Origin of the sequence: Halomonas sp. CSM-2, from assembly GCF_002119345.1 — a bacterium.
Lineage (GTDB): Bacteria > Pseudomonadota > Gammaproteobacteria > Pseudomonadales > Halomonadaceae > Vreelandella > Vreelandella janggokensis.
In genome coordinates this window covers 1-11,595 of sequence record NZ_NBYR01000024.1, presented here as the reverse complement: position 1 = coordinate 11,595, position 11,595 = coordinate 1, and the positions used below count along the sequence as shown (strand labels likewise).

Here is an 11,595-nt window from a genome sequence, read left to right as displayed (position 1 = left end):
CGAAAAAACATATCGGTATTATAGGTGCACAGCATAACAAAAAGGCGTCCCGTTTGGGGACGCCTTAATGTTAGCTCAATGACCGGACTTGGAGCCTAAGGACCGGCAGGGCCACCTAGGGGGTCAGAGGGTCGACGGCTAGGCTCTTCGTCATCTGAATCACCATCGCCACTTGCCTCATCACCATTACGCGTATCGCTGGGGGACGCGCTGGACTGATCGCTTGATGCAGGCGTCCCACCACCGGATGAATCGCCGTCATTCCAGCCTTCCGGCGGACGCGGGTCGCGGCCGTCCATAATATCTTTTAGCTGGTCGGCATCAATGGTTTCGTACTTCATCAGCGCTTCCGCCATCGCGTCGAGTTTATCGCGATTGTCGGTCAGAATGCGGCGCGCCTCCTCGTAGCAATCATCGATAATCTTGCGGACTTCCTTATCGAGCCGTGTGGTGGTTTCACCCGACTTCATCTTGGAGCCACCCTGGCCAGGACCGCCGAGGAACTGGTGGGACTCGTCCTCGTCATACATGATCGGCCCCATTTCATCCGACAGCCCCCACTTGGCGACCATGTTATGGGCAAGCTCAGTGGCGCGCTTGATATCGTTGGATGCCCCGGTGGTGACACCGTTAGGCCCAAGCGTCATCTCCTCGGCAATACGACCACCGAACAGCGAGCAGATCTGACTCAGAATTTGCTGACGCGACAGGCTGTAACGATCCTCTTCAGGGAGGAACATGGTCACACCCAATGCCCGTCCCCGAGGAATGATCGTTACCTTATAAACCGGGTCGTGGCTGGGCGCCACCAGGCCGATAATTGCGTGGCCCGACTCGTGGTAAGCCGTATTGAGCTTTTCCTTGTCGGTCATGACCATGGATTTGCGCTCAGCGCCCATCATGATCTTGTCCTTGGCCAGGTCGAGCTCTTCCATACTGACCAGCCGCTTGTTACGACGGGCAGCGAAGAGGGCAGCCTCGTTGACTAGGTTGGCCAGATCGGCCCCCGAAAAGCCGGGTGTACCGCGTGCAATCAGCTGCGGTTTGACATCGTCAGCCAGCGGCACCTTGCGCAAGTGCACGCCGAGGATATGCTCACGACCACGGATATCAGGCAAGGCAACGGTTACCTGACGATCAAAGCGTCCTGGACGCAGCAGTGCGGGGTCAAGCACGTCAGGACGGTTAGTAGCCGCAATGACGATGACGCCTTCATTGGCCTCGAAGCCGTCCATCTCAACCAGTAGCTGGTTCAGGGTCTGCTCACGCTCGTCGTTACCGCCACCCATGCCAGCACCACGCGAGCGGCCTACCGCATCAATCTCATCAATAAAGATGATGCACGGCGCCTGCTTCTTGGCCTGCTCGAACATATCGCGTACACGGGACGCGCCGACACCGACAAACATTTCAACGAAGTCAGAGCCGGAGATAGAGAAGAACGGCACCTTGGCTTCGCCGGCAATCGATTTCGCCAGCAGCGTTTTACCGGTACCCGGCGGCCCCACCATCAGAACACCACGCGGAATTGTGCCGCCCAGGCGCTGGAACTTGGTCGGGTCGCGCAAAAAGTCGACAAGCTCTTCGACTTCTTCCTTGGCTTCATCGCAACCGGCAACGTCCGAGAACGTCGTCTTGACCTGATCATGAGAGAGCAGCTTGGCTTTGGACTTGCCAAAGCTCATCGGGCCGCCTTTACCTCCGCCGGCACCGCCCTGCATCTGGCGCATGAAAAACATGAAAATGGCCAGGATCAGCAGAATCGGGAAGCTGGCAATCAGCAGACGCGTCCAGATACTTTGTTGCTCCGGTTCTTTACCGATAACCGTCACGTCGTTGCTCAGCAGATCATCCATCAGCTTGGGATCTTCTGCCGCAGGACGAATTGTCTGAAACTGTGAACCATCGGTCCGCTCACCGGAGATGGTATAGCCATCAATAGTGACGCTGCGTACTTCCTGGTCCTGCACCTGCTCAACGAACTGGGTGTAGTTCATTGTCTGAGGTGCGCTCTCGGTACTGAAATTATTGAACACTGTCAGTAGAACGGCCGCGATGACCAACCACAGAATCAGGTTCTTTGCCATATCGTTCAAGGGGCTACCCTCATTACAAGAATCCGTCAGTTAAACCTATCAATGAGACCTTACACCAGCCTCGAGGGTTCAACCATTGCCAAGGCGTCTAATACCTTGGGCCATCTGTGCCACGATCACCTTTAAGGCTCAATATGACACACTTTGCAACTGTCTGTCTGGCTATCGCGGTGATAAATCCTGTCGATAGTCCTAGCGCTGATCATGCCCCCCGAAAGCCCTCCGCCAGCAGATAGACTTCACGGGATCGCGCCCGAGAAGCACCGGGTTTACGTGTCACCACCCGCTTGAAGCTTTCGCGAAGCTCTTTTAGATAACTGTCAAAGCCTTCGCCCTGAAAGACCTTTACCAGCAACTGACCACCCGGAGAGAGCGTTTCACGCGCCAACTCCAGCGCCAGCTCCACCAGATACATGGCTTGAGGCTGGTCAATCGCCGCCATGCCACTCATATTGGGGGCCATATCCGACATCACAAGGTCTACCGGACGATTTTCCAACCGCTCAAGAATCGCATTGAGCACCGCTTCCTCGGTAAAGTCCCCCTGAACAAAGGACACATCGGCCAGCCCATCCATATCGAGAATATCGGAAGCGATGACCATGCCCTGCGGACCGACTTTCTCGGCGGCGATTTGACTCCACCCCCCTGGCGCAGCACCAAGGTCAATGACGGTCATCCCAGGACGCAACAGCTTGTCCTTTTCGTCAATCTCGAGCAATTTATAGCTCGCCCGCGAGCGATAGCCATCCTGCCAACTCTGCTTGACGTAAGGATCGTCAAAATGCTCTTTCATCCAGCTTGCGCTGGTTTTACTTGATGGCCGCTTACGGCCTGGGGGCGTGTGCTGCATGAGAAAATCTAACACTGGAAGAGGCGACGGCACGCTTTAACACCATGTCTTTCACTCGGTGGCGTTTCACCGTAAGATGGAACGTTAAGCGCAAACTGGGATACCGCAAGATACCATGAGCTTGTCACAGGCACAAAAGAAAGCATTTCGTAGCATTGGTCACCACTTGAATCCGGTCGTCACCGTTTCAGAAAACGGCGTTTCCGACAATTTACTGGCTGAACTCGACCGTGCGCTCAACGACCACGAACTGATCAAGGTAAAGCTGGCATTACCGGAGCGCGATGAGCGCGCCGCCATGCTCGAGGAGCTGATCAACCACAGCCAATCAGAGCCGGTTCAGACCATTGGCAAAATGGCGCTGCTCTATCGCCGCAATCCGCAAGTGAACCCCAAGCTTTCGAACATCAAACGCTTCGAAAACCACCACGGTCGTCACTAACGCCTCGCACGAGCCAGAAGCTACCGCCAGGCCAGCATGCCGCACCCGCCGTCAGACAAAACGCCCCCGCAGCCATGGTTGCGGGGGCGTTTTGTTTCAGGCTTCGCTCAAGCTTGAATCAGAGGTGCTCAACACTCTCGATCTCGTACTCGACGTCGCCACCCGGGGTCGTCACCACGACCACATCGCCTTCCTCTTTACCGATAAGTGCACGGGCAATCGGCGAGGTCACGGAGATGAGTCCTGACTTAATATTGGCTTCGTCTTCACCCACAATCCGGTACGTCACCTGAGCGTCGGTATCCAGATTGAGCAGTGATACCGTCACGCCAAAAATCACCTTCCCGGTCTTTGGCAGCTTGGTGACATCGATTACCTGGGCGCCTGACAGCTTGCTTTCGATTTCCTGGATACGCCCTTCGATAAACCCTTGCTGTTCACGCGCAGCATGATACTCGGCGTTTTCCTTAAGGTCGCCGTGCTCGCGCGCTTCAGCGATAGCCGCAATCACCTGGGGACGAGCTTCGCTCTTGAGGTGATTGAGTTCATCACGAAGACTTTTTTCGCCCGCTATCGTCATCGGGACCTTGTTCATTGACTTGCTCCTGCATGCAGATCCTGAAGGCGCCGCACCGTAATCTCCCTACCGTACTCAAGCGCCATGCAAACGGCATTAGCGCCCGCCAAGGTGGTCGCATAGGGCACCTTGCGCGCGAGAGCAGTACGGCGAATGACCGAAGAGTCGTTAATAGCCTGGCGACCTTCGGTAGTGTTCACGATGTAGGCGATTTCGTCGTTCTTCAACAGATCGACGATGTGGGGACGACCTTCGTAGACTTTATTGACGTGCTCCACTGACAGACCAGCCGCTTCCAGGGCAGCTGCCGTGCCACGCGTTGCACAGAGAGTAAAGCCCAATGTTAGCAGAGAACGAGCCACTTCGATAATCCCCTGCTTGTCCGGCTCACGTACGGACAGAAATGCCTTGCGCTCGCCGGTGAGCGCAGGAATCGCCTCCCCCGCCCCCAGTTGCGCTTTGAAGAAGGCTTCAGCAAAGGTCTCGCCCGACCCCATTACTTCGCCGGTGGACTTCATTTCCGGCGACAGAATCGGATCGACACCGGGGAATTTATTGAACGGGAAAACCGCCTCTTTAACACTATAGAAGTGCGGCACGATTTCATGATCGAAGCCCTGCTCAGCAAGGGTCTGACCGGCCATGCAGCGCGCCGCGACCTGGGCCAGCGAGGTACCAATGCACTTGGAGACAAACGGCACGGTACGCGATGCACGCGGATTGACCTCGATCACGTAGATCTCGCCGTCCTGCCAGGCAAGCTGGACGTTCATCAGGCCCTTGACGCCCAGCTCCACGGCCATCTGCTTGACCTGATCGCGCATTTCATCCTGCACGGCGGCGGGTAGCGAGTAAGGCGGCAACGAACAGGCCGAGTCGCCGGAGTGAACGCCCGCTTGCTCCACGTGTTGCATGATACCGCCAATCACTACCTGCTGACCGTCGGAAACCGCATCGATATCGATCTCGATCGCCGCGCTCAAAAAGTGATCCAACAGGACCGGTGAGTCGTTGGAGACTTTCACCGCGTTGGTCATGTAGTTCTCGAGCTCGGAAGCATCGTAGACGATTTCCATCGCCCGACCGCCGAGGACGTAACTGGGCCGCACCACCAACGGATAGCCAATGGCATCAGCTTTGGAAAAGGCTTCGTCAAAGCTGCGCGCAGTGGCGTTGGGCGGCTGTTTGAGGCCCAGCTTGTCGATCATCTGCTGGAAACGCTCGCGGTCTTCGGCGCGGTCGATGGCGTCCGGCGTGGTGCCGATAATCGGCACACCAGCGGCTTCAAGCTCGCGGGCGAGCTTCAATGGGGTTTGGCCACCGAACTGGACGATCACGCCCACCGGCTTCTCTTTGTCGGCGATTTCGAGCACGTCTTCCAGTGTCACTGGCTCAAAATATAGCCGGTCAGAGGTATCGTAGTCGGTCGAGACGGTTTCCGGATTGCAGTTGACCATGATGGTTTCATAGCCATCGTCGTGCATGGCAAACGCCGCGTGCACACAGCAGTAGTCGAACTCAATCCCTTGACCAATCCGGTTGGGGCCGCCGCCCAGCACCATGATTTTCTGACGGTCAGAGACGTCTGCTTCGCACTCTTCTTCGTAGGTGGAGTACATGTAGGCGGTATCCGAGGCGAACTCCGCCGCACAGGTATCCACCCGCTTGTAGACCGGGCGAATGCCGGCGGCCTGGCGCGTTTTGCGGAAATCTTTCTCTGCCACGCCCAACAGCTTGGCCAACCGGGCATCCGAGAAGCCCTTACGCTTGAGCTGGTAAAGCTCACGGGCGGAAAGCTCGCTAAGAGAACGCCGTTGCACAGCGGCTTCGCTCAGCACGAGATCTTCCAACTGCACCAGGAACCAGCGGTCGATATTGGTGAGCGCAAACACCTCCTCGACGCTCATCCCGGCACGCAGGGCGTCAGCGACAAAGAAGATGCGCTCGGCACCGGCGGCCTGAAGCTCGCCTTGAATCACCGCCATATTGTCAGACGTGAAATCGGTAATGATGGGATCAAGGCCGTCGTTACCGGTTTCCATGCCGCGCAACGCTTTTTGCAGCGACTCCTGGAAGGTACGGCCGATCGCCATCACTTCGCCCACCGATTTCATCTGGGTGGTCAGGCGGTCGTTGGCCTGCGGGAATTTCTCGAAGGTGAAACGTGGAATCTTGGTCACCACGTAATCGATAGACGGCTCGAACGACGCCGGTGTACGCCCACCGGTAATATCGTTTTGCAGCTCATCCAGGGTATAACCCACCGCCAGCTTGGCGGCGATCTTGGCAATCGGAAAGCCAGTGGCTTTTGAGGCCAGCGCCGAGGAACGCGACACCCGCGGGTTCATCTCGATCACCACCAGGCGGCCGGTCTTGGGGTCCATACCGAACTGGACGTTGGAGCCACCGGTTTCCACGCCAATCTCGCGCAGGACCGCGAGGCTGGCGTCACGCATGATCTGATACTCTTTATCGGTCAGCGTTTGCGCCGGCGCCACGGTGATGGAGTCGCCGGTATGCACCCCCATGGGGTCGAAATTTTCGATCGCGCAGACGATGATGCAGTTGTCGTTTTTGTCACGCACAACTTCCATCTCGTACTCTTTCCAACCCAGCAGCGACTCGTCGATCAACAGCTCGTGGTTGTTGGAAAGCTCAAACCCGCGGATACAGATCTCTTCGAACTCTTCCTTGTTGTACGCCACGCCGCCGCCGGAGCCGCCCATGGTATAGGAAGGGCGAATAATCGTCGGGAAGCCGAGCTCGGCCTGGATCTCCCAGGCTTCTTCCATGGTATGGGCGACTTTCGCTTTCGGGCATTCCAGACCGATCCGCTTCATGGCCTGATCGAACAGGTCACGGTCTTCGGCCATGTTGATCGCATCGGCGTTAGCGCCGATCATCTCGACGCCGTGCTTTGCCAGCACACCGTGCTTTTCCAGATCGAGGGCACAGTTCAGCGCGGTCTGCCCCCCCATGGTGGGCAGAACGGCATCCGGCTGCTCGGCTTCAATAATTTTTTCAACCGCCTGCCAGGTGATTGGCTCGATGTAGGTGGCATCGGCCATGACCGGGTCGGTCATGATGGTCGCCGGGTTGGAGTTGACCAGAATCACCCGGAAGCCTTCCTCACGTAGCGCCTTGCACGCCTGGGCACCGGAGTAGTCGAATTCGCAGGCCTGGCCGATAACGATCGGGCCAGCGCCAATGATAAGTATGCTGTTGATATCGGTACGCTTGGGCATAACGGTTCCCGCAAAAATGGTGACGATGGACGACAAAAGACGGCGATAAATGGCGGCAACAAACGATTGCGTTAGCGTCGCGCCTGCATCATGGCGATGAAGCGATCAAACAACGGCGCCACGTCGCGGGGGCCAGGACTGGCCTCCGGGTGCCCCTGGAAGCTGAAGGCCGGACGATCGGTGCGCTCAACCCCCTGCAAGGTGCCGTCGAACAGTGAACGGTGCGTAGCACGCAGGTTAGCGGGCAAGCTATCTTCGTCCGCCGCAAAACCGTGGTTCTGACTGGTGATCATCACCGTGCCGGTATCCAGATCCTGCACGGGATGGTTGGCACCGTGATGGCCGTGGCTCATCTTGATGGTTTTTGCCCCCGAGGCGAGCGCCAACAGCTGGTGACCCAGGCAAATACCAAACACCGGCGTATCGGTTTCCAGTACGTCCTGGATCGCTTTGATGGCATAGTCGCAGGGTTCCGGGTCGCCGGGGCCGTTGGCCAAAAAGACGCCATCGGGTTTCATTGCCAACACATCGGCGGCGCTGGTTTGCGCTGGCACCACCGTCAGACGACAGCCGCGTGACGCCAGCATGCGCAGAATGTTGAATTTCACACCGTAGTCATACGCCACTACATGGTAGGGGCGCTCACCTTGCGTCGCATCTGCATAACCTTCACCTAGCGCCCACTCGCCTTCCGACCACTCATAGACCGCCTTACAGGACACCTCTTTGGCCAGATCCATGCCCTTCAACCCCGGAAACGCGCGGGCGGCTTCCAGCGCTCGTTCCACCGCATCGTCGCCTTCTGCATCAGCGCCTGCCAGAATCGCCCCGTTCTGAGCCCCCTTATCACGCAAAATGCGCGTCAGGCGACGGGTATCGATGTCGGCAATCCCCAGCACGTTCTGGCTTTTCAGGTAGTCTGAAAGCGTCTGCTCGGAACGGAAATTGCTGGCCAGCAGCGGGAGGTCGCGAATCACCAGCCCAGCAGCGGCAATCGAGGCAGATTCCACGTCTTCACTGTTAGTGCCGGTATTGCCGATATGGGGATACGTGAGGGTAACGATCTGGCGGGTATAGGAAGGGTCGGTGAGGATTTCCTGGTAGCCGGTCATGGCTGTATTGAATACCACCTCACCGCTTGTGGCGCCATCCGCGCCAATGGCGGTTCCGTGGAAGACACTGCCATCCTCCAGAGCCAATATTGCGGGTTTGCTCAATGCGGTGTTATTCAAAACAAGATCCTCCCAGGCTGATGGGAGCCTGTGGGCGCAGGCTCAGCAATTTCTTCGTTATTCACGACGCTCATTAGTGAAACTATCTTCATTAAACTGGGGCCGTAAAAAAGCGGGATGACGCCGATTAAAAATCGGTTTCATCCCGCTTGTTGTTCTCATCCATGGCTAACCGTCATGGCGCAGCGATTAGCTATTTCTCTCTAACCTGAGGCCAGTGCAACAAGCGCGGTGCTTTCGCTGCAGACATTTCGCTGCCTGTAGGCAGCCACTCGGCCAAAATTTTTGGAATGTTACAGGAATTTCTGACCCAAGACTACCCCCTAGAGACCGAACTGTCATATCGCAGACGCGCCCTTTATCTATTTCAACGCCAGCACATCCTGCATATCGTAGCGGCCGCTCTCCTTACCCGCGACCCAGCGCGCCGCGCGCACCGCGCCTTTGGCAAAGGTCATGCGGCTGGAGGCCTTGTGGGTGATTTCGATGCGCTCGCCTTCGGTGGCGAACATCACCGTATGCTCACCGACGATATCGCCCGCGCGAACGGTGGCAAAGCCGATTTCTTTATCGGTGCGCGGGCCGCACTGCCCCACCCGCTCGAACACGCCGTGCTCTTTCAGCGTGCGGTCCAGGCTTTTCGCGACCACTTCGCCCATCTTGATCGCGGTGCCCGACGGCGAATCCACCTTGTGACGATGGTGGGACTCGATAACTTCAATATCGTAGCCTTCATCGCCCAGCGCTTTGGCGGCGGTTTCCAATAGTTTCAGGGTAAGGTTGACCCCCACGCTCATATTGGGTGCAAACACCATCGCGACGTCATCACGGTAGCTATCCAACTGGGCCAGTTGATCATCGTTCATGCCCGTGGTGCCAATCACGATACGCTTGCCATGCTTGGCACAGAACGCCAGGTTAGCCAGGGTTACCTGCGGCGCAGTGAAATCGATCAGCACATCGAAATCGTCCACGATGGCCTCCAGCGAATCCACCGCCTTCACACCACGCTTGCCAACACCTGCCAGTTCGCCAATATCCGCACCGGCCAGGGAACTGCCAGGCTCGACAATGCCACCGGCCAGCGTGGCGTCTGCCTCCTGTTCAACAGCGTTTACCAGTGTGCGGCCCATCCGGCCAGCGACGCCAACAATGGCAACTCGGGTCATGGAAACTCCTGCGCTAAGTGGTCTAGTGCATCAACATAGAGGAAATAAAAGAAAGTGATTATAACAGACCCACTATCCTGTTCGACGTCGGGTCTCGCTCAATTTTCCCAAATGATGACCAGCGCTTCATCACCGGCCATACGCACCAGGTGCCGCTCCACTACTCCTTCCAATTCGTCCAGATGGCCTTCCTCCAGTGTCTCGAGCGCCACTATCAAGGTTTCGTCATCGGCCCTCATCAGGCAAGTACCGGAACCAAAAACGATTTTTGCCTCTTGATCAGAGTGCTCAACCTCAAGCTCGTGCGCCCAGTGCTTGCACAAGCGATTCATTAAGCGCTCGCCAGAGGGCGTCGCGATTTCAGCACGAGATAGCGGCATGCTGCTTTCTCCAAAAGAAGTGGCAAGTGAGTACCTACTAGCCTAATCCGCGCAGCCATAAGTGCCAAGCAGCGTTTTCACCCTTGGCGTGACGCGGCGTTTACGGGGTTACCCCTCTCGACAGCCAGGGTCGTTTCCACGATAATGATCTCTGTTGCAAATAGGAATTAAACGCAGGACATAGTTGAATCATTCACGCTCCGTTGGCGAGCATTGCGACTCCCCCCACTGGCTCACTTTATCGACTGGTAATAAAAATGCGTATAGCTACCCACTTTTCAAAATGGCTGTTTGGTGCACTGTCTGCATTGAGCTGCGTCGCTTCAGCTGACGAGATTACCGTGACCGATGTTGCCGGTCGCAACGTCACCCTAGAAGCGCCGGCCGAGCGGGTTATTCTAGGCGAAGGCAGGCAAATCTATTTGGTGGGCATACTGGAACCGGAGGACCCCTTTGCGCATGTAGTGGGCTGGCGCGAGGATTTTTCCCAAGCTGACCCCGACAACTACGCACGCTATCTTGAGCGTTTTCCTGAGATTGAAGCGATCCCGACTTTTGGCGGCTTTAAAGACGGCACCTTCGATGTTGAACAGGCTGCATCGCTTACCCCCGACGTGGTGATGATGAACATTGAAGCCAAAACCGCCACCGAGGATGCTGGCTACGACGACAAACTGGCCGAGCTGGACATCCCTATCGTCTATGTGGATTTCCGCGAAGACCCCATCAAAAACACCATTCCTTCTATGCGAATCATCGGCAAGCTGTTGGGCGATGAAGCCGCCGCCGAAGAGTTCATCACCTTCGCCGAGGAACAGCTTGCACGGGTCACGGATGTCATCGAGCAGGCCGACCCCGAGCGACCCAGCGTCTTTATTGACCGAGCGGGCGGCTACTCAGACGAATGCTGCATGAGCTTTGGCCCTGCCAACTTTGGCGAATACGTCGCCCTGGCCGGTGGCACCAACATTGCCGCGGACATTATCCCCAACACCTTCGGCACCTTGAATCCCGAGCAGATTATCGCTGCTGACCCAGACCACATGGTAGTGACTGGCGGCAGTTGGGATGCCTACGTGCCAGGCGGCGACTGGGTCGGCGTCGGGCCTGGCGCTGACATGGAGAAGGCGCAGGCCAAGCTCGAGGCCCTCACCGAACGCACCGCCATGACCGGTATTCAGGCGGTCGAGTCAGATAATGTCCACGCCATTTGGCACCAGTTCTATAACAGCCCCTACTATTTTGTCGCTATCCAGCGATTGGCGAAATGGCTGCACCCCGACCTGTTTGCGGACCTGGACCCGGAAGCCACCATGGCGGAACTGCACGATCGCTTTTTACCCATCGATTATGAACCCGGCTACTGGTTATCCTTGAATGACGACTGAGAGCATCGCGACAACGCCCAACGCGCAGGATTCACAGGGGCGCGCCTTTTATCGCAGCCAAGTGTTTCGCCGCCAGATGATTCTGGCGGCGCTGGTCGTCGCGCTCTTCTTCAGCCTGTGCGTCGATCTTGCCCTCGGCCCTGCGCGCTATAGCCTGGGCGAGGTCATGGCCGCGCTGTTCACCCCCGACAGCGTCAGCCAGCAGGCCCGGGT

General features: G+C 57.2%; 9 protein-coding genes and 1 pseudogene. 3 read left to right on the top strand and 7 right to left on the bottom strand.

From position 1 onward, the window contains the following. Positions 1-95 precede the first annotated feature (95 nt). Both ftsH and rlmE read right to left on the bottom strand, forming a co-directional pair. Complete coding sequence (ftsH, locus tag B7L15_RS17245) at positions 96-2,096, bottom strand: ATP-dependent zinc metalloprotease FtsH (protein WP_085920156.1); 2,001 nt, start codon at positions 2,094-2,096, stop codon at positions 96-98. Between the two features lie 202 nt (positions 2,097-2,298). After that, positions 2,299-2,949, bottom strand: a complete 651-nt coding sequence (rlmE, locus tag B7L15_RS17240) for a 23S rRNA (uridine(2552)-2'-O)-methyltransferase RlmE (RefSeq protein ID WP_085920155.1) — start codon at positions 2,947-2,949, stop codon at positions 2,299-2,301. A gap of 115 nt (positions 2,950-3,064) precedes the next feature. On the opposite strand from rlmE, the gene yhbY reads away from it, so the two are divergent. Then, a complete protein-coding gene (yhbY, locus tag B7L15_RS17235) occupies positions 3,065-3,391 on the top strand; it encodes a ribosome assembly RNA-binding protein YhbY (protein ID WP_085920154.1) in 327 nt (108 codons plus the stop codon). 118 nt (positions 3,392-3,509) lie between these two features. On the opposite strand, the gene greA is transcribed toward yhbY, so the two are convergent. From greA to B7L15_RS17210, 5 genes are all read right to left on the bottom strand, one after another. Then, positions 3,510-3,986, bottom strand: a complete 477-nt coding sequence (greA, locus tag B7L15_RS17230; protein ID WP_085920153.1) for a transcription elongation factor GreA — start codon at positions 3,984-3,986, stop codon at positions 3,510-3,512. Then, complete coding sequence (carB, locus tag B7L15_RS17225) at positions 3,983-7,213, bottom strand: carbamoyl-phosphate synthase large subunit (protein ID WP_085920152.1); 3,231 nt, start codon at positions 7,211-7,213, stop codon at positions 3,983-3,985. The genes greA and carB overlap by 4 nt, the downstream gene beginning before the upstream one ends. 71 nt (positions 7,214-7,284) lie before the next feature. After that, a complete protein-coding gene (gene carA, locus B7L15_RS17220; protein ID WP_176243724.1) occupies positions 7,285-8,430 on the bottom strand; it encodes a glutamine-hydrolyzing carbamoyl-phosphate synthase small subunit in 1,146 nt (381 codons plus the stop codon). A 377-nt stretch (positions 8,431-8,807) separates the two neighbouring features. Beyond that, positions 8,808-9,614 (bottom strand): 4-hydroxy-tetrahydrodipicolinate reductase, encoded by an 807-nt coding sequence (dapB, locus tag B7L15_RS17215; RefSeq protein WP_085920150.1) that lies wholly within the window; start codon positions 9,612-9,614, stop codon positions 8,808-8,810. Positions 9,615-9,712: 98 nt separating this feature from the next. Continuing rightward, positions 9,713-9,994 carry a DUF2218 domain-containing protein gene (locus B7L15_RS17210; RefSeq protein ID WP_085920149.1) on the bottom strand — a complete coding sequence of 94 codons (282 nt, stop codon included), beginning with the start codon at positions 9,992-9,994 and terminating at the stop codon, positions 9,713-9,715. A 257-nt stretch (positions 9,995-10,251) separates the two neighbouring features. Between B7L15_RS17210 and B7L15_RS17205 the strand changes: the two genes are divergently transcribed. Both B7L15_RS17205 and B7L15_RS17200 read left to right on the top strand, forming a co-directional pair. Further along, complete coding sequence (locus B7L15_RS17205) at positions 10,252-11,382, top strand: ABC transporter substrate-binding protein (protein ID WP_085920148.1); 1,131 nt, start codon at positions 10,252-10,254, stop codon at positions 11,380-11,382. Beyond that, a pseudogene (locus B7L15_RS17200) lies at positions 11,372-11,595 on the top strand (iron ABC transporter permease); the annotation flags it as partial. The gene B7L15_RS17205 and the pseudogene B7L15_RS17200, both read left to right, overlap by 11 nt.

Bases quoted from the DNA above. Each gene is read 5' to 3' on its own strand.
- rlmE (WP_085920155.1), bottom strand. From the start codon at position 2,949: ATGCAGCACACGCCCCCAGGCCGTAAGCGGCCATCAAGTAAAACCAGC.
- greA (WP_085920153.1), bottom strand. From the start codon at position 3,986: ATGAACAAGGTCCCGATGACGATAGCGGGCGAAAAAAGTCTTCGTGAT.
- dapB (WP_085920150.1), bottom strand. From the start codon at position 9,614: ATGACCCGAGTTGCCATTGTTGGCGTCGCTGGCCGGATGGGCCGCACA.
- yhbY (WP_085920154.1), top strand. From the start codon at position 3,065: ATGAGCTTGTCACAGGCACAAAAGAAAGCATTTCGTAGCATTGGTCAC.
- carB (WP_085920152.1), bottom strand. From the start codon at position 7,213: ATGCCCAAGCGTACCGATATCAACAGCATACTTATCATTGGCGCTGGC.
- B7L15_RS17205 (WP_085920148.1), top strand. From the start codon at position 10,252: ATGCGTATAGCTACCCACTTTTCAAAATGGCTGTTTGGTGCACTGTCT.
- B7L15_RS17210 (WP_085920149.1), bottom strand. From the start codon at position 9,994: ATGCCGCTATCTCGTGCTGAAATCGCGACGCCCTCTGGCGAGCGCTTA.